This is a genomic window from Flagellimonas taeanensis, from assembly GCF_003584105.1.
Classification (GTDB): domain Bacteria; phylum Bacteroidota; class Bacteroidia; order Flavobacteriales; family Flavobacteriaceae; genus Flagellimonas; species Flagellimonas taeanensis.
In genome coordinates this window covers 43469-64495 of the sequence record NZ_QXFO01000026.1, presented here as the reverse complement: position 1 = coordinate 64495, position 21027 = coordinate 43469, and the positions used below count along the sequence as shown (strand labels likewise).

Genomic DNA, 21027 nt, shown 5'->3' with positions numbered 1-21027 from the left:
CCGCACAAAAATTACAAAAGCTCTTGCCCAAAATTGTATCTTGAACCATCAATTGTAGTGGTTTCGTTATGCAACAAAAAATTCTAACCTCCCTTCTGGCTTTTGCCTTGGTTTCTCTCTTAGGAAATGCCCAAGATCTTTATCCCAAAAATGAATCCGTAGATATTCAAAACTACGTTTTCGGACTTAGCTTGAACGATGAAAACAACGAAATAAAGGGTGAGGCAGAGATTACGGTTTCCTTCAAATCGGAAGCTGTTCCTTTTTCCTTGGACCTCATTCAAAAATCGGGGGAATTTGGTATGGAAGTCACCGAAGTTTTGGAAGGCACTACACCTGCCAATTATTCCTATGCGGATAACAAAATCAACATTGTTCCCACTACTTCCGAAAGCAACACCCAGACCTATACCATAAAATACCGCGGCATTCCCGAGCGGGGCCTCGTCATTTCTACGACCAAATTTAGAAAACGTTCCTTTTTTGGAGACAACTGGCCCAATTTAGCGCGGCACTGGCTTCCCTCCGTGGATCATCCGTATGATAAAGCAAGTGTGGAGTTCCGTATTACCGCTCCCGACCATTATGATGTGGTGGCAACCGGCAAAAAACAAGAAGAGAGCAACCTAGAAAATGGATATAAACTGACCATATACCAAGAACCGGCTCCTGTGGCCACCAAGGTGATGACCATCGGGGTGACCGAATTTGCATCAAGGGTTGTTGGTGAAGTGGACAACATTGAGGTTTCCGCATGGGTTTACCCGCAAAATCGCTTGGAAGGCTTTGGCGATTATACCGTGGCGAAGGACGTTCTGGAATATTTCATCAATCACATCGGCCCCTATTCGTATGCCAAATTGGCCAATATGCAGGCCAAGACGCAGTGGGGTGGACTCGAAAATGCAGGTACTATTGCCTATTTTGAGAATTCCGTGACCGGGAACAAAACTGTGGAGCCCTTGATCGCCCATGAGATTGCCCACCAATGGTTTGGGAATTCGGCTACCGAAAAAAGCTGGAACCACGTATGGCTCAGCGAGGGGTTTGCCACCTATTTCTGCATTCTTTATTTGGAAAGCGTGTATGGCGACGAGCGAAGAAAAGAGGAGCTGGCCATTGACAAAAAAGAAATCTTTGAGTATTATCGCAAAAATCCATCCCCGATCGTGGACCTTACCATCCAGGACCCGATGAAGGTACTGAGCACCAATACCTACCAAAAGGGTGGTTGGGTGTTGAACATGCTCCGCCATAAATTGGGTGATAACACCTTCTGGGAAGGCATCCGGAAGTACTATATCGTCTACCAAAACAGGAACGTGCTCACTGACGATTTCCGGCATGTGATGGAAGAAGTATCAGATCAAGACCTAGAGGCCTTTTTCCAGCAATGGCTGTTCATCAAGGGGCACCCACAGCTCAAATGGAACTGGGAATACGAAAGAGGGAACATCATTGTGCATTTAGAGCAAGTGCAGCAGCACCATGTGTTCCAATTTCCTTTGGAAATTGCTTTGGTGCATGACGGGCAAGCCATCATTGAAACCATCCAACTGGACGAACGTTCCAAAAGCTTTGAGATCAAGGCCAAAAACCGTCCAGATTCTGTGGTATTGGATCCCAACCAGTGGGCCTTGTTCGAGGAGATGGGAAAGTTATAATCTTGGCCAGTGTTAATTCTTCGTCCGCCATTCCAAAAATGTCTATTTGATAATTAGAACTGGAAAATGAGGGTTCATTGTTAAAGAACAAAGTAAATTATTACATTTACGGCACTAAACAAACCATGAATAACCTCCACCTAACCACTCCCGTTTCCATTGCATTTGCCATGTTTTTTTGTGCGCTTGCCTTTGCGCAAAAGAAAAATGCCGATTTCAAAATCCATCTGTACCAAACCGCCGAAACCTTCACCATTGACGGTATCGGCAACGAGGCTACTTGGCAAAAGGCAGAGGCCGCCCAGGACTTTTTTATGGTTTTGCCGATGGACGACCGCAAGGCCACCCAGCCTTCTGAGGTGAAAATGGCCTACGACGACCGACAGCTTTACCTCTTGGCCACCTTTCACAAAACGCCAGGAAACACTTACGTGGTGGAATCGCTCCGCAGGGACTTTTCCTTTGGAGGGAACGATAATTTTTTGCTGTTCATGGACCCGTTCAACAACCAGACCACCGGGTTCAGTTTTGGGGCCAATGCCTACGGCGCACAGTGGGACGGGACGATGTCCAACGGGGGTAGTATCGACCTGAACTGGGACAGCAAATGGGTATCGGAAGTGCAGAGCTATGAAGATAAATGGGTGGTGGAAATGGCCATTCCCTTTAAATCCATCCGGTATGAAAAAGACGTCACGGAATGGGGCGTCAATTTTTCCCGGTTGGACCTGAGCACGAACGAAAAATCGAGCTGGACGCCCATACCCCGGCAGTTCCCAACGGCATCCCTAGCCTACACGGGCACCATGGTCTGGGACAAGCCTCCGCCGAAACAGGGACTCAACTACTCCATTATTCCCTATGTATTGGGCACAGTGGGCAATTCGAGTATCGAAAATCTGTCGTACGATAACGAGTTTAAGGTTGGGGGCGATATAAAATTAGGGCTGACTTCTTCCTTGAACCTCGACCTGACCATCAATCCCGATTTTTCACAGGTAGAAGCCGACCGTCAAGTGGCCAACTTGACCCGTTTTGAACTCTTTTTTCCAGAAAGACGGCAGTTTTTTCTTGAAAACGCCGATCTCTTTGCCAGTTTTGGTTATGATGAAGTCCGTCCGTTCTTTTCACGAAGGATTGGCTTGGGTGTTCCCATCATTGCAGGAGCAAGAGTCAGCGGAAACCTGAACCGAAACCTCCGTTTGGGTGTTTTGAACATGCAAACGGACAAACTGGACGAGACGGGGCTCCCCAGCCATAATTTTGCTGTGCTCTCTTTGCAACAAAAGGTATTTTCCCGTTCCAACATCGGGTTGATGTTCGTGAACAAGGAATCGCTGGACTACAATGCCCTGGCTGATAGTCTACAAACACAATACACTAAATTTAATCGTAATTTAGGTTTGGAATACAACCTGGCCTCTGCCGATAATAAATATAACGGAAAGGTGTTTATGCTAAAATCGTTTGGGCCGGATGATTCCTATAAGGGTATTGCCCAAGGTGCCCATTTGGCCTATAGCAGTCGTAACTGGAACTGGCGGGTACAACAGGAATATATTTCGGAAGACTTTACCTCGGAGGTGGGTTTTGTGCCCCGGAACGACTATCTCAAATTTGAGGGTTCTGTGGGGTATCAATTTCTGCCTGCAAGCGAAAAAGTAGTGAGTCACGGCCCACAATACTCCGGTTTTTACTATTTCAACCCAAACATGAACGCAACGGATTATGTGTCCATTGTAGGTTATGGAGTGGACTTTATGGACCGTAGCTCCCTGAGTGTCGATGTATTTAACGAATATGTGCGATTGTTGGCCCCCTTTGACCCCACCAACACGGGACAAGAGCAACTGGCCACTGGAACTCGGCATCACTGGAACGGCGTTTACCTGCAATACAATTCACGCCCCAAAAGTTTGTTCACCTATAATTTGACCACCCGATTGGGCCGCTATTTTGCGAATGGCTACCGTACCAACTTGAATGCCGAACTTGGGTATCGATTTCAGCCCTATGTGAGTTTGGGCGCCAACCTCAGCTACAACAACCTCGATTTGCCAGCCCCATGGTACACCACGGATTTTTGGCTGGTGGGCACGGAGGTGGACATCACCTTTACCAACAAATTGTTCTGGTCCACCCTACTGCAGTACAACGAGCAGAACAACAACTTTGGCATCAATTCGCGATTGCAATGGCGCTACGCTCCTGCTTCGGACCTTTTTTTGGTGTTCAACAACAATGAACAGCTCTCCCCACTCGAAGGAAATTTGTGGTCGATGACGCTTAAGTTTACCTATTGGTTTAATAGATAATTGTATGCGATTCCTTTCAACAAATAAAAAAACCATTGGTCTAAGATTTTTCCTGCTCGACGTTGTTTGTAGGTATTTTCAGAACCACACAAAAAACAAGCATGCAAAAACTATCCCTCCTTTCACTTTCAATTTTATTTTTATTTTTTTCTTGCTCTAAAAGTTCATCGGATGTTCCAGAAGAAACTGAGTCGGAACAACCTGATCAAGAAGACAATGTAGTTGAAGAGGAAGTCTATTTCACAGTAAATGTTGGTGAAAATCACTTCAATTCAGACAGTGAAGGTTGGGTTGTGGGTCATGATGTAAACAACGGGGATATTATAAGCTATGCTCGTTTGGAAAATGGCGCAGTAACCACCTTAAAAAAACCAACTTCCTCCACAAGCCCAGATCACAATATAAGTTTAATCCATATTTCCCATTACGGAGGAAATACACACTATCGAATCAGCAGCTATGTTTTTATAAAATCCGGTGAGGTTTGGAAGCTCGGAAGCCAAAATGGGGATTATGTTAGTCCCAGAGGAGATGTAATTGGGGAAATCACCATTAATGCTGACAATTTGGTTTCACCTGGTTCTTGGATCATATCCAACAAACATGGATCTACACTTTCAGGTGGTTCACAAGTAACCACTATGGACAATTTGACCAGTATTTTCTTTGAAAACATTCCTTTATTTGAAGAAAATAAATACTTATTTTCTGTTTACGATACATATGGTAAGGTCAAATATCTATTTATTGACAACCTGAACGATGGAGACAATGTAACATTTGATGGAACTCAGCTACAATCTTTCGATAAAACCATATTGGTCTCTGCGCCCGAGGGAGGAGAGTATTTTGCATCCGTATATGGGTTTGAGGAAAACCAAGAGTTTGATGAGGGCGGTGGTTATATTCTAGCAATGTTTTTTCCGTTCGACAATGATAAAATAACGACCGACTATATAAATCTTGGGTATCTGAACACTTTCAATAAGTATATTACCACTTATACTTATTCCAAGGATAGATTCCACTTCAACTTTAAAAAGTATGGTGAAGCTGCGTTGGGCATACCAATGAGCAATATGGATAACTGGAATGTAAAAGTTATCGATGATTCGGTTGACAATTTTATATATGAGGGTGTTTCCTATAATCAATTCTCAAGACAAGGTCACTTTTGGGGAGTAAGTTCTGGTAATCGAAATGTAGATTACATCGAAACAAGTTGGTCCATTAACCAAGGGAAATTTTATTATACTTTTGAATTTAAACTACCTGAGGAAATTTTAACAGCTTACCCCGAAATGGATATAGAAGGGTTGAACTATGAGAGTAGTTTTTTTCATTTGGACAACTACGACTATTATCAATTCTTGAATGCTTCCTTTGTGGACCTAAACCCTGAAATGTTACGTGACAGGACTTTTTATAGAATAGATTCGGAATAACTATTAAGCTTTGCACTTAAGATCTGACAACAGGGACATTCGTCAATTGGGAGTCTTGGCCAAGCGAATATTTTAGACCTTCGGGATGTAACTAGAGACAGTAAGCCCACATGTTGGACAACACACATGTATTTTCATTTCAAGTTGATGGCTCTCTAGGCTCCTCTTTTAATCAATAGGGTAGAGATTAAGATGTTCAAGAAATAGGCCAGTTGCCCCAATACAAATCCACCAAGGCTCAGGACAAACAACCCTTGTGCCACGGACAACCGGTCAAACTGATCGGGACCATAATTTCCTTGAGAATACACTAGCAGGGGCAAAAGGGCAAAAGGCAAAATACTGAGGACCACATGCACCCAATGGCCCCATTTGTAGAGCCTGACCCCCTTTTTTGCAGCTATCCAGTATCCCAAACCACAAAGGGTAAACCAAATGCCGAACAGCAAGAAGAAATCGAAATAGGCCACTACATAATAGGTGTCATGGACGCTGATATCTATTAGGCTATGATCTGAAAAAAAATAAAAATAGAGTGCCAAGGCAAAAAACACCAAGGACAACATCCAAAATCTGATATGGTATCCCAAGCCCTTCAATGATCTATTTTATCATTTTCAAATTGATGACCTCTTGCTCGGTGAGGTGTCGCCAATGGCCACGGGGAAGGTCTTTTTTGGTGAGCCCCGCATAAATGACACGGTCCAGTTTGGTGACTTCGTAGCCCAAATGTTCAAAGATACGGCGTACAATTCGGTTTCGTCCGCTGTGGATCTCCACCCCGATTTCCTTTTTGGGAGACCCTTGTATGAAACTGATGCTGTCCACTTCAATGGGACCATCCTCCAGTTCCAGGCCTGCCTCGATCTTGTGCAGATCCGCCAAGCTCAGGCTCTGGTCCAAGTGCACATGATAGATCTTTCGGACACCATGCTTGGGGTGGGTCAGTTTTTTGGTCAGGTCGCCATCGTTGGTAAAGAGCAAAAGCCCTGTGGTATTCCTATCCAACCGACCAACGGGCAGCAATCGCGCCTTTGTGGCACTGGAAATCAATTCCATTACGGTTCGTCTCCCCTTTTCATCACTGGTGGTGGTGATAAAGTTCTTGGGTTTGTTCAAAAGGATATATTCTTTCTTTTCCGGGTTAAGGCGCTTTCCATCGAAACGTACATCATCGGAACGTTTTACCTTATAGCCCATTTCAGTGACCGGCTTTCCGTTTACCGTAACATTTCCTGCTGCGATAAAGGTATCGGCCTCCCTTCGGGAACAGATGCCCGCATTGGCAATATACCTGTTCAATCGAATTTCATCGGGATTTGATTTTTTTTGGGGTGAGGCAGGTTTTTGCTTGTTGATGGGTTTCTTGGAAAAAGGCTTTCGTTGACCTTGTCCTTGGTCCTTTCGGTTACCGGAAGGCCTGTTGCTGTGGTTATTGTCTGATTTCGCCATCAGTCATCAATTTTTTGCAAATGTAGTCTTTTTACACCCCTAAAGTCCCCTCAAGGGGACAATTTGTTGTGTGTCTATAAAATACGATTCAGCACGAGGTCCAAATCGATCAGAAGGATGCTGAAAACCCCTGCCACAATGATGAATTTCAATATATTGTGTAGCCACACGTAATGTATTTTGCTTCCCGATATCCACAAAAGCACAAGGAACAGCACCAAAAGACCTATGCAGGCCATAAAGTAGAAGTACATGTGCCCCACATCGAATGTTTTGATGAGCAATAGGGCCGGTACAAGGGTCAGTACAATCAAGAAAGTGATAATGGATTTGGACACTTTGGGGCCGTAGATAATAGGAATGGTCCGGTAGTTTTGGGCCATATCGCCCGCCATGTTCTCCAGATCCTTGATCATTTCACGGGCCAAGATCAACAAAAACAGGAACAGCGCATGCACAAAGATCACTGTCTTAAAGTTTTGGTAGTATACGAACACCACAAAAAATGGGGCAATGGCCAAAGTGGACGAGACCAGGTTGCCCACAAAAGGAATCCGTTTGAGTTTGTGCGAATAGAACCAAATCCCAAAAATATAGGCTGAAAAGAACAGTACAGCCTTAAAGGAGATGTAACTGGCCACGAACACTGCCAAAAAATTGAGGATGAAGTAGGTCGTCAGCTTAAAACGCTGGCTCACCAAACGGTCCAACATGCTCTTGGTGGGTTTGTTGATCAAATCCTTTTCCGCATCATAGAAGTTGTTGATGATATATCCGCTGGCAATGGTAAGGGCCGATGCGGTGACAATAAGAAAGAGGTTAAGGTCAAAAACCACTTCCCGAAGGGGGATGTCCGACGACAAAATATAGATGGATGCCAAGTACTGCGCCAAGGTGATCACCAAAATATTATAGCCCCTCACCACAGAAAACAGACTCAATAGCTTAAAAAGCAAGAGTTTGTTTTTTCTACTAAGCATGGGTTTGCTTTTAGAAGTTGTAGACTACCTCCAGATTGTAGTCCTTGAGTGCTTTTTTGGCCTTTTCCAGATCTTCGGTAAAGCCCAATATATATCCGCCGCCTCCAGATCCACAAAGTTTCAGATAATAATCATTGGTCTCGATACCCTGCTTCCAGAGTTGGTGGAACTTAGCGGGAATCATAGGTTTGAAGTGATCGAATACCACATGTGAAAGTTGCTTCAGGTTACCAAAAAGAGACTTCACGTTGCCGTTCAGGAAATCCTCCACACAGGCATCGGTATGTTTGATGAACTGGTTCTTCACCATGCTTCTGAAACCTTCCTGTTTCATCTTCTCCATAAAAATCTGGACCATGGGAGCAGTCTCCCCTGTCATTCCACTGTCCAATAAAAATACGGCACCCTTGCCATTGGTATTCTGGGAAGGGATGCTGGTGGATTCAATATTGTCCTGGGAATTGATCAAAATGGGCAGACTGAGATAGCTGTTCAAGGGATCCAATCCTGAAGATTTACCGTGGAAAAAAGACTCCATTTTACCAAAGATCTTCTTGAGCTGCAAAAGTTTGTCCCGAGTTAGGTTTTCAAGTACCGTGATCTTGTCCGTTGCATATCGGTCGTAAATCGCGGCGACCAAGGCCCCACTACTTCCAATACCATATCCTTGGGGGATGGAACTGTCAAAGTACATGCCATCGGCAATGTCCATTTCCAAGGCCTCCATGTCAAAAGATACCAGCTCTTTATCCAAGTTCTTCAAGTAGCCCGCAAAAGCCTTTAGGCTTTCGTTGGACTTGCGTGCCATTTCCGAAAGGTCCTTGTCCCGTTTCAGTGCACCTTTGAAAAAATTATAGGGAATGGAAAGTCCTTTGGAATCTTTAATGATTCCATATTCCCCGAACAGTAAAATCTTTGAATAGAAGAGTGGACCTTTCATATGCTGATACTAAGATACAAACTATACTGTTTAATTTTTAAAAAATTACGATGAACAAAACTATTTGATCTATCAAATCTTGTCCCGTGCCAAAATTTGGGCAAATAACGTAAAAAAACAGCTTAACTGTTCATTTTTAGTCGTTTATTTTGACCGCTCCTTTCCCGACCCGATCCTGTATGTACTGGCCGTTTTCACAGTGCATGACCAATGCATCATCCATAAACCGTTGCACATTGTCCTTGAAGTTTTTCGGATAGAGCATGTGCACATTGGCCCCGGCATCCAAGGTAAAACAGACCGGAACCTTGGTCTCTTGGCGATATCGCCAAATCTTGTTGATGATTTCCAAGGTATCAGGCTTCATCAGTATAAAATAGGGCATACTGGTCATCATCATGGCATGTAGGGTGAGCGCTTCGCTCTCCACCAATTGGATGAACCCGTCCAAATCGCCACTGGCCAAAATAGGTTTTAGTCTGTCCAGATTCTGTATGGCTTGTTGAAATCGGTTCTCGGCATAAGGGTGGCCCTTCATGAGTTGGTGGCCCACCGTGCTGCTCACCTGTTTTTCCCCTTTGTGCACCAGCAAAATGGTATCTTGGTACGACTTGAAAACGGGATCTACCGTAAACGGGTACTCGGTTCCATACAAGTCCGAACTTTGGGGTACGTTCCGGTGCATTCCCCATTCCACCAAACTTCCGTCAATGCTCCTACAGGCACTTCCAGAACCCAATCGGGCCAAATAGGATGCTTTCCTATTGAAGGTCACGCTGTCCATTGTCGGGTCCAATTGTTTTTCAATGTCCATCAAGCAAAGGGACAGGGCGGCCATGCCACTGGCAGATGACGCAATACCACTGCTGTGTGGGAAGGAATTGGAGGTGTCTATGTCAAAATGGTACGCCTTCAGAAAAGGCAAGTAAGGCAAAATCCTCTCGAAAAAAGTGAGGATCTTGGGTTTGAAATCTTCCTTGGGTTTCCCCTCGAACAACAGATCAAAGGAAAAATCCGTATTCCCTTCCTTCTTTGCAAAAGTCACCGAGGTAGTCGTGGCGCAGGTATCCAACGTAAAGCTGATGGACGGATTGGCCGGTATCTGGACCGGTTTTTTTCCCCAATATTTTACAAGGGCGATATTGCTGGGTGCCCTCCAAGTTACCTTGCCCGACAAGGGAAATTCCTGATAGGCACCGGGCAGAAAATCGTTCTCCGTCATTGAAAGGAAATTTGGACAAATATACGTTTGCCAGGCCCTAGCAGAAAATCGGATGCAAATAAATTCTTATTTTAGTTGCTGTTGCACCGGCCATGAAAAAAAGAATTCTCTATATCACCATAGGTATACTCGTCTGCCTGCTGATCGGGTTTTTATCCAGTATCGCCACGCAGAGCTCCGTAAATGACTGGTACACAACACTCAACAAACCTTCGTTTACTCCCCCGAACGAGCTTTTTGCCCCTGTTTGGACAGCCCTTTATATCATGATGGGCATTTCGGCCGGCATGGTCTGGTCCAAGGGCTATCACCATATTTGGGTGAAGACCGCACTATACCATTTTGTGTTCCAATTATTGTTCAACGCTTTGTGGAGCATTGTGTTCTTCGGCCTAAAAAACCCACTTTTGGGGCTTGTGGTCATTTTGGTACTGCTGACGTTGATCATGCTCACCATCAAATGGTTCCGGATCATAAGCAGACCGGCTGCCTATCTATTGGTGCCCTATGTACTATGGGTAGGATTTGCTGCTGTGCTGAACTATCGAATATGGGCCCTCAACCCATAATTTGAAAAAAACGACCCTTTCCAAAACACCACTCAAGGTTTTTGTTTAACCACTCTGATTTATTTTAGTAAATTCAAGCGCACATAAATCACAAAAATGAACCAATATATCCTTGCCCTAGATCAAGGCACTACCAGTTCCCGTGCCGTGGTCTTTGACGAAAAGGGAACGATAATCTCCGTAGCACAAAAAGAATTCACCCAAATATTTCCCAAACCCGGATGGGTAGAGCACGACCCTGATGAGATTTGGTCTACCCAAGCGGGCATGGCTGCCGAAGCAGTCAGCAAAAAAGGCCTCAAAGCGGAACAAATGGCTGCTATCGGCATCACCAATCAGCGGGAGACCGTAGTGGTTTGGGACAAAAAAACCGGCCGGCCCGTCTATAATGCCATTGTGTGGCAGGACAAACGCACCGCCGATTATTGTGATGCACTGAAAAAGGCTGGGAAATCGGACCTGATCCGGAAAAAAACGGGTCTCGTCATCGATTCCTATTTCTCTGGGACCAAGGTGAAATGGATATTGGACCATGTGGACGGTGCCCGTAAAAAGGCAGAGGCAGGTGAACTGGCCCTGGGCACCATAGACTCTTGGCTGATCTGGAAAATGACCGATGGCCAACTCCACATCACCGATGTGACTAACGCATCTCGCACTATGCTCTTTAATATCAACACCATGGATTGGGACGATGAACTGCTCGACCTTCTGACCATCCCAAAGAGTATGCTGCCCGAAGTGAAGCAATCCAGCGAAGTGTACGGGCACACCTGTCCCAATTTCTTTGCTTCCAAAATTCCCATTGCAGGCATCGCGGGCGACCAACAAGCGGCCTTGTTCGGGCAGATGTGCACCAAACAGGGGATGGTAAAGAACACTTACGGCACAGGTTGCTTCATGCTGATGAACATTGGCGAAAAGCCCATCGTTTCCAAGAATAACTTGCTGACCACCGTGGCGTGGAAAATCAATGGAAAAACACAATATGCGCTCGAAGGGAGCATCTTTATTGCCGGGGCGGTGGTGCAATGGCTCAGGGACGGTCTTGGTATCATCAAAAACTCGGCGCAGGTGGGAAAATTGGCGGCCTCGGTCGATAGTTCCGAAGGCGTGTTCTTCGTCCCAGCTTTTGCCGGGTTGGGCGCGCCCCACTGGAACCAACATGCCCAGGGCACCATTTTTGGGTTGACGCGTGGCAGCACCGATGCCCATATTGCACGTGCCGCATTGGAATCCATTGCTTACCAGACCATGGACATCTTAAAGGCCATGGAGGCCGATTCCGGTATTTCCATCAAGGAATTGCGCGTGGACGGCGGTGCAACGGTGAACGATATGCTGATGCAGTTTCAGGCTGATGTGCTGAACACGGTCACTGTGCGTCCCAAGATTGTGGAGACCACCGTTATGGGTGCTGCTTATTTGGCAGGATTGGCCGTCGGTTATTGGAAAAATCCCGAGGAAATCCAAGATATTTGGCAAACCGATGTGCATTTTGAACCTACAAAGGACCGCGATGCGATTGAAAAGGGCATCCAGGGATGGTACAGGGCCATTAAAGCACTGGAAAACTGGGCCGAAAAAGAATAATACCGAACAAAAATTAACTTCCAAACTATTATGACTCCTTTTGTTGCTGAAATTGTGGGCACTTTTTTGTTGATGCTCATGGGTTGTGGCGTCAACGCCAATGTTTCCCTCCAAAAAACCTACGGAAATGGTTCCGGCTGGATCGTGATCACTACTGGCTGGGCCTTTGCGGTCTATACCGGGGTGGTGGTGGCCGGTCCCCACAGTGGTGCCCATCTCAACCCTGCGGTGACCATTGGATTGGCCGTTGCAGGTGAATTTCCTGTTCAATCAATCGCAAGTTACATCCTTGCCCAGTTTATCGGTGCCATGTTGGGTGCTTTTGCCGTTTGGCTCATGAACAAGGACCATTTTGATGCCACTGAGGACGGAAATACCAAAAGAGGCGTGTTCTGCAATGCGCCTGCCATACCCAATATGCCTTTGAATTTATTGACGGAGATTCTGGGCACTTTCGTTTTGGTGTTTGCGGTGTTGTATTTTACGGATGCGATGCTGTCCACTGACAATGCCATCATCGGTCTAGGCTCGCTCGGCGCGTTGCCCGTGGCCTTGATCGTTTGGGGGATAGGTCTTTCATTGGGGGGCACTACAGGATATGCCATCAATCCGGCACGTGATATGGGCCCGAGGATCGTGCACGCACTGGTCCCGATCAAAAACAAGGGCTCCAATGGGTGGGGCTATTCCTGGATTCCCGTTGTGGGACCCATATTGGGTGCCGTCCTTGCGGCAGGCATCGCCCTACTTTTGCAATAAATCAGAGGATGAGGCAACAATGCCTTGGGCGGCCAAATAGGCCCCTGTCCAGGCATTCTGGAAGTTGAACCCCCCGGTTATCGCATCCACATTGATGATTTCCCCAGCAAAATAAAGGTTGGGCAGCAATTTGCTTTCGAAAGTCTTAAAGTTGATCTCTTTTAGGTCAACACCGCCTGCGGTCACGAATTCTTCCTTGAAAGTGCTCTTCCCTTCTACCCTAAAGGAACATGCCGTAAGCTGCTCCGCAAGGTTCCAAAGCTTTTCCTTGGTCAGATCCGCCCATTTTTCATCGGGTTGAATGTGGGCCGCCTGCACCAGCTTTGCCCAAAGTCGTTTGGGAATATCAACGGCCGAGGTACGCAAAACTGTTTTTTTTGCCTCCACTTCCTTGATCTTTCTTAAGAAAGCCTCCATGGAACCTGTAGTGTACTCAGGGGTCCAGTTGACGTTCAGCCGGAAGGAATAGTGATAATCGTGCAATAGGTTGGCACCCCATGCGGAAAGCTTCAGGATGGCTGGACCGCTCAATCCCCAATGTGTGATCAAAACGGGGCCTTCCGATTGCAGCATGGGTTCTGTTTGGTTTGCACTTTTGAGACCAAGCCCTGCTTTTTCGGTCACAAAAACCTTTTTGGGCAATACCTCCACGGCCGCATCGACACTGATTCCCTGAATCCCATTTATCCGTTCATCCGTAATGTTGAAGGTGAACAATGATGGGACGGGTGGAACGATGTGATGGCCCATTTGTTCCAATTGTTGCCATATTTTGGTATTGCTACCTGTAGCCAATAGCAACTTTTTCGTCTGGTAATGTTTGTTCATGGTGGTCACCTGCCACCCGCCATCCATTGGGTCAAACCGTTTTACCGAACTGTTTTTCAAAACTTTCACCCCCAATCGTTCAACTTCATTGAGGAAGCAATCGATAATGGTCTGCGAAGAGTCGCTTTGGGGAAATACACGTCCGTCCTCTTCTATTTTCAAAGAGACCCCGCGTTCCTCGAAAAAGGACATGACGTCCATGGGGGCATATTTATGGAAAGGTCCCAAGAGTTCCTTTTCGCCCCTAGGATAATTGGTGGCAAGCTCCTTGGGTGAGAATTCGCCATGGGTGACATTACAGCGTCCACCTCCCGATACTTTCACCTTGGAAAGGACGCTCTTGCCCCTTTCGAAAATGGCAATTTTCAACTCCGGCGCTTGCTCCGCAATGTGGATTGCCGCATAGAAGCCAGCGGCTCCTCCTCCTATAACTATGACATCGAACATCAATGGGCCCGTTCAGGATAGTTGGTAATGATCCCGTCCACCCCAAACGCTTTCATTTGCTGGATGTCCTTAGGTTCGTTCACGGTCCATGTGTAGATTTTCAGCCCTTGGCTGTGCATCTCATCCACATTTTCTTGGGTAAGTTTCTTGAAATAGGGATTGATGGCCACAGCGTCCAGTTCCTTGGCCACTTGGATGGCCTCCAGTGGATCTTCTTCGGTTAGAACTGCTATTTGAATATCTTTATTAAGGTTGCGCATAGCCCTGAGCTCATTCCATTTAAAGCTCGATATGATGAAATTCTCTGCGGACCATCCTTTGTTTTTGATATGGTCATTGATGATGAAATTCACCCTATCTGTAGTTCCAACTCCCTTTAGTTCGATGTTGAGGGCCACTTGATTGTCGATCACCTCCAATACGTTTTGAAGTTCCGGAATTTTGTGGTCTCCCTCCAGGGTAAGTTGTTTCAGGTCCACGATGTTGTATTCCTCAATGTTCCCGCCCCCATTGGCAAGCCTGTCCACCTTATCATCATGGAATACGACAATTTCGCCACTACGGATTTTGAACACATCAATCTCAATCATATCCACGCCAAGGTCTATGGCTTTCTGTATGGAAGCCAAGGTGTTCTCCGTTTCGTGGCCCATGGCCCCTCTATGCCCGATGACCAAAGGTTCTGATCTCATCATGCCGCAACTGTTGTAAAGAAACATGGCCATACAAGCCCAAAGTTTGTAGGTCTTCATTCATGATTTGTTTTGCATGCTAAAAATACGATATGAAAACGAAACGGCAGCAGTCTAGAAGGCTAAAACAAAGGATGTTTTTCAAACAAAAAAATAGATATGATAATAAATATTAATAATAATTAATGATATGATAAATATTTATTAATAAATTTATCATATTACTAACCAATAATTTAGCAAGTATGTTTTCAAAATCCAATTTATTGGCCACATTGGTTGGCACGGTCGTCATGTTCTTTTTGGGATACCTTGTTTGGGGTATTGCCACTGTAGACTTTTTTGAGAAACACTCTACCATCAATGCGATGAAAGAAGTCCCGGATATGGGAATGATCGCCCTGTCCAACCTTATTGCCGTTTTTGCGTTGAGTACCCTTTACGGCAAATGGGCAAGGGGCCACCACTCCTTGAGCCAAGGATTCCAATTTGGGGTATGGATCGGTGTTTTTACAGGCTTAGGTCTGGGGTTGTTAAACTATGGCACTACAGAACTCATGGATTTGACAGGCTATATGGCCGAAGCTGTCCTTGAAATTGTCTTCTATGGAATCTTAGGGGCAATTATCGCCTTCGTATACCAAAAAACAGCATCCAAAGAATAAAATACGACAACCAATCCTAAAAAGGCGGATTGATGACAATCTGCCTTTTTTATTGTTTCAAACCGAAGATATAGGATTGCAACGGCTCCATTTGAACCGAAACGTTTCCTATACCGTTTTCAACCTTGAGTTCAGCATTAACAATTCCGTACAAGGCTTCGTGCAGTACATAATTTCCATCCTTCAACTGCCATTTGTCCACTACATCCCTTGGGATCTTTAAGTTGAATGCATAATTTTTTTCCGAATCAAAATTGGTCACAATGATGAGCTTTTCATTTTCGCTCCATCGTACATAAGACAGTACTCGATGATCGTAATTCTCCGTATGCTCGTTGTTGTAAAAATGGATTTCTTGGTATTTCCCCATCAACGCATCACTTTGGATGGTGAAGTTCAACAAGCGTTTGTAAAAATCCCGTAGGTCCTTTTCTTCTGGAGTAAGTTGGCCGCCATCAAACTTTTTGTTGTTCATCCATCGCTGATGATGTGGCACCCCAGTGTAATCAAAAATGGATGTACGGGAAGGTTTCCCAAATCCTGCATCCTCGGCGCCGGGCTCTCCTACTTCCTGACCGAAATAGACCATGGTCGGTGAGGTGCTGATCGTGGCCGAAACCACCATGGCAGGTTTGGCAATTTCTGCCTTGCCCACAAACTCGGGGCTTGCTATACGCTGTTCATCATGGTTTTCCAAAAAGTGGAGCATGTGGTGTTCAATATCGGCCATTCCCTTTTGTACCACAGGAATATGGTCTGTCCAACCATACCCCTTCATGATGTGCTTGATACTATCATAAAGCTCCACCTTGTCATAGAGGTAATCCATTTTGCCCTTAAAAATATAATCCCGGTACAAACTGGGATTATACACTTCGGCCAACAAAAAGGCATCGGGGTTCTTCATTTTGATATTGGAATTGAGATAACTCCAAAATTCCACGGGCACCATTTCCGCCATGTCAAAACGGAATCCATCCACTCCAAAACCCAACCAGTAAAGGGCTATATCCTTGAACTTGTGCCAAGAATCGGGCAAGGTCTTGTCCTTCCAAAAGTCAAAATGGGCCTGATGGTCCTTGCTACCGAAATCGTCGGGCAATTCCACAAAATCCTTGGCTCCGTCGGGTTTCACCCCATAATTGATCTTTACCGTTTCATACCAGTCGTAAAAATCAGGCTGGGCCAGTCGGGAACCGTTCCCTGTCCATTTGGCCGGATTTTCCTCAAACTTGGAATCGGCCAATGCATTTTTATCACCTCCCAAAGGCAAGTAACCCTCTTTCCATTCTGGCACCTTAAAGGCTTGCCCCGGGATATAGTAAAAGTTATTGTTGAGGTCGTATTCCTTGCTCGTGTCGTCCGTTGCCCCAAAATCTTCCACTCCTTCGGGGTTGGTCTTCCCTTCATAGTTGCGAGCCACATGATTGGGAACAATATCGATGATCAACTTCATGCCTGTTTTATGCGTTCGATCAATAAGTTCCCTGAATTCTTCCAAACGCTTTGCGGGATCTATGGCCAGATCGGGGTTCACATTATAGTAATCCTTTACTGCGTAGGGAGACCCTGCTCTACCTTTCACCACATCCGGATCGTCATTAGAGATGCCAAAGGCAGTATAATCATTGATCAGGGCATGATGGGGTACCCCGGTATACCAAATATGCGTAACCCCAAGATCCTTGATTTCCTTTAAGGCTTTGTCATCGAAATCGGCAAACTTGCCCACTCCATTTTCTTCAATGGTTCCCCAAGGTTTGTTGGTGGTATTGGTATTCCCGAACAATCGGGTGAACACTTGGTATACAACGGCTTTCTTTTTCATCGGCAACTCAACTTGTTTCTGGTAGATTTCCTGTTTGCACGAAGACACGGCTCCAAGCACTACCAGAAAAGTGATGAAGCGATTGGTTTTCATGCGGTAATTCTTTTTCCTGGAATCAATTCAACAAACTTCCCTTTGACCTTTATGGTCAAGGTATCATTTCCTGTGAGCTCGAAAAAAGTCCCTTCTCTGGAAGCCGTTATAGTGACAATCTGCTCCCTGAAATTGATTTTAAAGGAAAATGAGGTCCATTGTTCCGGTATCTGTGGTTCAAAGTTCAAGGTATCATCCAACACCCTCATGCCCCCAAAACCTTCCACAATGCTCATCCAAGTTCCTGCCATGGAGGTAATGTGCAGTCCTTCTTCCACTTCTTTGTTGTAATCATCAAGATCTAAACGAGAGGTTCTTAAATAGAAAGTATACGCCTGCTCCATCCTGCCCAATTTGGCCGCCTGTATGCTATGGACACAGGGAGACAAGGAAGATTCATGTACCGTAAAGGGTTCGTAGAAATCGAAATGGCGCTCCAATTCTTCCTTGCTGAAGTGATCTTCAAAAAAATAGAATCCTTGGAGCACATCGGCCTGTTTGATGTAAGGGGAACGCAAGATGCGATCCCAACTCCATTTTTGGTTGATGGGCCTTTGTGTCTTGCCCAAATCCTGAACCTTGATCATCTCCTTGTCCAAAAACCCATCTTGCTGCAAGAACACTTGGTGCTTTTCCGAATAAGGGAAGTACATATTGGCGGCAACCTTGGCCCAATCCTTGATCTCCGCTTCGGTAAGTTTGGTTTTGGCCATGATACGCTCATGGTCATCGGCATAGTTTTCTGCCACCTCCCCAATTTGTTCTATGGCATACTCAATGCACCACTTGGCGAGGTAATTGGTGTACCAGTTATTGTTTACGTTATTTTCGTATTCGTTTGGACCCGTGACGCCCAACATGACATATTGCTGTTTCTCTTCCGAAAAATTGACACGTTGGTGCCAGAATCGGGCAATCCCGATCAGCACTTCCAATCCCATCTTGGGAATATAACCGTAATCTCCCGTAAATCGATAGTAATTGTAGATGGCAAAAGCGATGGCTCCGTTCCTATGGATTTCCTCAAAAGTAATCTCCCATTCGTTGTGGCATTCTTCCCCGTTCATGGTCACCATAGGGTATAGGGCGGCCCCGTTGGAAAATCCTAATTTTTCGGCATTCTCTATGGCCTTGGGCAAATGGTTGTATCGATATTGAAGCAGGTTCCAGGCCACTTGTTGGTTTTTGGTGGCCATATAGAATGGCAAACAATAGGCCTCGGTATCCCAATAGGTACTCCCTCCGTATTTTTCCCCTGTAAAGCCTTTGGGTCCAATATTCAATCGGGAATCCTTGCCCAAATAGGTTTGGTTGAGTTGGAATATGTTAAAGCGGATACCTTGTTGGGCCTTCACGTCCCCTTCAATGGTGATATCGCTCATCTCCCATATTTGGGCCCAGCTCTCTTTTTGTTTTTGAAGCAATGCATCAAATCCCAAGCTGGAAGCCTTGTCCAATACCTTGTTGGCCGCTTCCATCAGTTTATCCTTCGGATGGTTCCTATCTACCGTATACCCCCCAAATTTTATCAGGGTGATGGTTTCGTTTTTCGCAGCTTCAACGGAATAGGTATGTCCCACCAGAGTTTCGGTCTGCTCTACTTTTGGGGCTTCCTCTATTTTCTCTCCATCCACAAACACATTGGCCTGCATAAAGGTACACACCGAAAAATCGGTCTTCATGGTGTGGGAATTCACATAGGCTCTATTTCCCTCAGAGGCAATATTGGTTATGTTCCAAAATTTATCGGCCCAGTTGCTGTCCATGTTTTTGATGCCACCATCAACATAAGGTGTAAGTGATACCTCTACATCGTCATTCAAAATTTGAAGATGGTACTGTATGGCTCCTGTTTCATCCAAAGCGAGGCTCAGGAACCGGACCACTTCCACAGCCACTTCCAATCTGTTGGGCATCGTGGCCACAAAGCTGCGTTTGTACCAACCTTCCTTCATATTGAGTTCACGACGGAAGTTCTCTACCTTTTTACAGGAGTTCAGATCTAAAGGCTCTTGGTTGATGGAAATGTTGATCCCGATCCAATTGGGGGCATTAAGTACTTTGGCAAAATATTCGGGATAGCCATTTTTCCACCATCCCACTCTGGTCTTGTCGGGATAATAAACCCCTGCAATATAACTCCCTTGGAAAGTTTCCCCGGAATAGTGTTCCTCAAAATTGGCACGTTGTCCCATGGCCCCATTACCGATACTGAACAGGCTTTCGGAGGATTTGACCTGTTCCCGGTCAAATCCTTCCTCGATAATGGACCAAGGGTCTGCTTGGATATAATCTTGATTCATAAACAATTAAACTTGATGAACAACTGCAATTGCCCCATGGGCAGAATGCACAAACTTAATGATTTATGGATTCCCTGATCACCAATGTAGGCTCCAAAATTTTGGTCTGGTAGGTTTCTTCCTCTTCTTCGCTTTCAATTTTGTCAATGAGCATTTTAGCCGACACTTCGCCCATTTTCTCCCCATGTTGTGCGACCACGGTGAGACTTGGGTTGGCATATTTGGAGAGGACACCATCTGTGAAACCGATAAAGGAGATGTCGTCCGGGATCTTTAAGCCGTTTTTCTGTACCAAACGCATGCTGTACACCGCAAATATTTCGTTCACGCAGAGGACGGCATCCGGTTTTTGGGCCTCTAGGAATTCCTTGATACGGTTTTCATCCATCTCCATGGATGGCATTTTGAGCACCAAGGATTCGTCCACGCCCAGCTTGCTTTCGGACAGAGCCTTTCGGTATCCCATGCTTCGGGCCTTGCTCACGCTCAAATAGTCGTCCGTGGAGATCAGGGCGATTCTTTTTTTGCCTTGCTCTATGAATTTCTTGGTGGCCATGTATCCGCCCAGTTCATCATCGATCACTACTTTGTCACAATCAATCTCATTGGTGATCCTATCGAACAACACTACGGGGATTCCCTGTTCTGTAACCTCCTTTAAATGGTTGTAGTCCCCTTTTTGTTGCGTTTCCGAAGAAAGGGACATGATAAAGCCATCAATGCTCCCATTGGCCAACATTTCCATATTGATGACCTCTTTGTCAAAAGATTCTTCAGAAAGACACACAATTACGTTATATCCCCTGGCATTTGCATATTTCTCGATCCCGCGGATCACCGTGGTAAAGAAATGGTGTACGATATCTGGAATCACCACGCCGATGTTCTTTGTCCTCTTGTTCTTGAGGCTGATGGCAATATTGTTGGGCTTGTAGTTATAGAGTTTGGCAAAGGCCTGTACCTTTTCCTTGGTATCCCTACTTATTTCCTCACTATTCTTGAGCGCTTTGGATACAGTAGAAATGGATACTTCAAGTTCCCTGGCTATATCCTTTAAGGTAATCTTGGTTTTCAATTTGGTTCAATTTAATCTTCTTGGTTCGACATTGGAAATTACTCAATAAAGAAACAAGCCATTGGAGAAAACGAGCATTTTAACAAAAAGTCATGGAAGCTTTAATAAACTTCCAAATTGAATGTTAACACAGGCAAAAAGAAAAAACACTATATTA

The 21027-nt window shown here is 45.4% G+C and carries 17 protein-coding genes; 7 read left to right on the top strand and 10 right to left on the bottom strand.

Going from position 1 to position 21027, the window contains the following annotated elements; genetic code table 11:
- Positions 1 to 68 precede the first annotated feature (68 nt).
- The 3 genes from D2V93_RS14260 (at position 69) to D2V93_RS14250 (ending at position 5424) form a co-directional block, all read left to right on the top strand.
- Positions 69 to 1664: a M1 family metallopeptidase gene (locus tag D2V93_RS14260; protein WP_119619866.1), complete on the top strand. Its 1596-nt coding sequence runs from the start codon at positions 69 to 71 to the stop codon at positions 1662 to 1664.
- A gap of 125 nt (positions 1665 to 1789) precedes the next feature.
- Positions 1790 to 3979 (top strand): DUF5916 domain-containing protein, encoded by a 2190-nt coding sequence (locus D2V93_RS14255; protein WP_119619996.1) that lies wholly within the window; start codon positions 1790 to 1792, stop codon positions 3977 to 3979.
- A gap of 101 nt (positions 3980 to 4080) precedes the next feature.
- A complete protein-coding gene (locus D2V93_RS14250; RefSeq protein WP_119619865.1) occupies positions 4081 to 5424 on the top strand; it encodes a hypothetical protein in 1344 nt (447 codons plus the stop codon).
- Between the two features lie 155 nt (positions 5425 to 5579).
- Here the strand turns inward: D2V93_RS14250 and D2V93_RS14245 are convergent, their stop codons facing one another.
- The 5 genes from D2V93_RS14245 to D2V93_RS14225 form a co-directional block, all read right to left on the bottom strand.
- Positions 5580 to 5990, bottom strand: coding sequence for a hypothetical protein (locus D2V93_RS14245; protein WP_147377412.1), 411 nt, complete (start codon positions 5988 to 5990; stop codon positions 5580 to 5582).
- 37 nt (positions 5991 to 6027) lie between these two features.
- Entirely contained in the window at positions 6028 to 6876 is an 849-nt protein-coding gene (locus D2V93_RS14240) for a pseudouridine synthase (protein WP_119619863.1), read from the bottom strand.
- Positions 6877 to 6950: 74 nt separating this feature from the next.
- The gene (locus D2V93_RS14235) at positions 6951 to 7856 is read right to left on the bottom strand and encodes a geranylgeranylglycerol-phosphate geranylgeranyltransferase (RefSeq protein WP_072875833.1); all 906 of its coding nucleotides are present in this window, start codon (positions 7854 to 7856) and stop codon (positions 6951 to 6953) included.
- Between the two features lie 10 nt (positions 7857 to 7866).
- Positions 7867 to 8796 (bottom strand): mevalonate kinase family protein, encoded by a 930-nt coding sequence (locus D2V93_RS14230; RefSeq protein ID WP_119619862.1) that lies wholly within the window; start codon positions 8794 to 8796, stop codon positions 7867 to 7869.
- A gap of 136 nt (positions 8797 to 8932) precedes the next feature.
- Positions 8933 to 10018 (bottom strand): diphosphomevalonate decarboxylase, encoded by a 1086-nt coding sequence (locus tag D2V93_RS14225; protein ID WP_119619861.1) that lies wholly within the window; start codon positions 10016 to 10018, stop codon positions 8933 to 8935.
- A 92-nt stretch (positions 10019 to 10110) separates the two neighbouring features.
- On the opposite strand from D2V93_RS14225, the gene D2V93_RS14220 reads away from it, so the two are divergent.
- From D2V93_RS14220 to D2V93_RS14210, 3 genes are all read left to right on the top strand, one after another.
- Entirely contained in the window at positions 10111 to 10587 is a 477-nt protein-coding gene (locus D2V93_RS14220) for a TspO/MBR family protein (RefSeq protein ID WP_072875839.1), read from the top strand.
- A gap of 96 nt (positions 10588 to 10683) precedes the next feature.
- On the top strand, positions 10684 to 12180 hold the full coding sequence (gene glpK / locus D2V93_RS14215; protein WP_119619860.1) for a glycerol kinase GlpK: 1497 nt from the start codon (positions 10684 to 10686) through the stop codon (positions 12178 to 12180).
- Between the two features lie 30 nt (positions 12181 to 12210).
- Positions 12211 to 12939, top strand: coding sequence for an MIP/aquaporin family protein (locus D2V93_RS14210; protein ID WP_119619859.1), 729 nt, complete (start codon positions 12211 to 12213; stop codon positions 12937 to 12939).
- Here the strand turns inward: D2V93_RS14210 and D2V93_RS14205 are convergent.
- The gene (locus D2V93_RS14205; RefSeq protein ID WP_119619858.1) at positions 12925 to 14214 is read right to left on the bottom strand and encodes a BaiN/RdsA family NAD(P)/FAD-dependent oxidoreductase; all 1290 of its coding nucleotides are present in this window, start codon (positions 14212 to 14214) and stop codon (positions 12925 to 12927) included. The genes D2V93_RS14210 and D2V93_RS14205 overlap by 15 nt on opposite strands.
- A complete protein-coding gene (locus D2V93_RS14200) occupies positions 14214 to 14966 on the bottom strand; it encodes a glycerophosphodiester phosphodiesterase (protein WP_245978246.1) in 753 nt (250 codons plus the stop codon). The genes D2V93_RS14205 and D2V93_RS14200 overlap by 1 nt, the downstream gene beginning before the upstream one ends.
- Before the next feature lie 206 nt (positions 14967 to 15172).
- On the opposite strand from D2V93_RS14200, the gene D2V93_RS14195 reads away from it, so the two are divergent.
- On the top strand, positions 15173 to 15571 hold the full coding sequence (locus D2V93_RS14195; RefSeq protein WP_245978245.1) for a hypothetical protein: 399 nt from the start codon (positions 15173 to 15175) through the stop codon (positions 15569 to 15571).
- Positions 15572 to 15620: 49 nt separating this feature from the next.
- On the opposite strand, the gene D2V93_RS14190 is transcribed toward D2V93_RS14195, so the two are convergent.
- Genes D2V93_RS14190 through D2V93_RS14180 form a run of 3 tightly spaced genes read right to left on the bottom strand, consistent with a single transcriptional unit; the run spans position 15621 to position 20870 of the window.
- Positions 15621 to 17492, bottom strand: a complete 1872-nt coding sequence (locus tag D2V93_RS14190; protein WP_119619856.1) for an alpha-amylase family protein — start codon at positions 17490 to 17492, stop codon at positions 15621 to 15623.
- Positions 17489 to 19795, bottom strand: coding sequence for a glycoside hydrolase family 65 protein (locus tag D2V93_RS14185; protein WP_119619855.1), 2307 nt, complete (start codon positions 19793 to 19795; stop codon positions 17489 to 17491). The genes D2V93_RS14190 and D2V93_RS14185 overlap by 4 nt, the downstream gene beginning before the upstream one ends.
- Positions 19796 to 19850: 55 nt before the next feature.
- Positions 19851 to 20870, bottom strand: coding sequence for a LacI family DNA-binding transcriptional regulator (locus D2V93_RS14180; RefSeq protein ID WP_072875856.1), 1020 nt, complete (start codon positions 20868 to 20870; stop codon positions 19851 to 19853).
- Between the last annotated feature and the right edge of the window lie 157 nt (positions 20871 to 21027).

Bases quoted from the DNA above. Each gene is read 5' to 3' on its own strand.
- D2V93_RS14260 (WP_119619866.1), top strand. From the start codon at position 69: ATGCAACAAAAAATTCTAACCTCCCTTCTGGCTTTTGCCTTGGTTTCT.
- D2V93_RS14255 (WP_119619996.1), top strand. From the start codon at position 1,790: ATGAATAACCTCCACCTAACCACTCCCGTTTCCATTGCATTTGCCATG.
- D2V93_RS14250 (WP_119619865.1), top strand. From the start codon at position 4,081: ATGCAAAAACTATCCCTCCTTTCACTTTCAATTTTATTTTTATTTTTT.
- D2V93_RS14245 (WP_147377412.1), bottom strand. From the start codon at position 5,990: ATGTTGTCCTTGGTGTTTTTTGCCTTGGCACTCTATTTTTATTTTTTT.
- D2V93_RS14240 (WP_119619863.1), bottom strand. From the start codon at position 6,876: ATGGCGAAATCAGACAATAACCACAGCAACAGGCCTTCCGGTAACCGA.
- D2V93_RS14235 (WP_072875833.1), bottom strand. From the start codon at position 7,856: ATGCTTAGTAGAAAAAACAAACTCTTGCTTTTTAAGCTATTGAGTCTG.
- D2V93_RS14230 (WP_119619862.1), bottom strand. From the start codon at position 8,796: ATGAAAGGTCCACTCTTCTATTCAAAGATTTTACTGTTCGGGGAATAT.
- D2V93_RS14225 (WP_119619861.1), bottom strand. From the start codon at position 10,018: ATGACGGAGAACGATTTTCTGCCCGGTGCCTATCAGGAATTTCCCTTG.
- D2V93_RS14220 (WP_072875839.1), top strand. From the start codon at position 10,111: ATGAAAAAAAGAATTCTCTATATCACCATAGGTATACTCGTCTGCCTG.
- glpK (WP_119619860.1), top strand. From the start codon at position 10,684: ATGAACCAATATATCCTTGCCCTAGATCAAGGCACTACCAGTTCCCGT.
- D2V93_RS14210 (WP_119619859.1), top strand. From the start codon at position 12,211: ATGACTCCTTTTGTTGCTGAAATTGTGGGCACTTTTTTGTTGATGCTC.
- D2V93_RS14205 (WP_119619858.1), bottom strand. From the start codon at position 14,214: ATGTTCGATGTCATAGTTATAGGAGGAGGAGCCGCTGGCTTCTATGCG.
- D2V93_RS14200 (WP_245978246.1), bottom strand. From the start codon at position 14,966: ATGAAGACCTACAAACTTTGGGCTTGTATGGCCATGTTTCTTTACAAC.
- D2V93_RS14190 (WP_119619856.1), bottom strand. From the start codon at position 17,492: ATGAAAACCAATCGCTTCATCACTTTTCTGGTAGTGCTTGGAGCCGTG.
- D2V93_RS14185 (WP_119619855.1), bottom strand. From the start codon at position 19,795: ATGAATCAAGATTATATCCAAGCAGACCCTTGGTCCATTATCGAGGAA.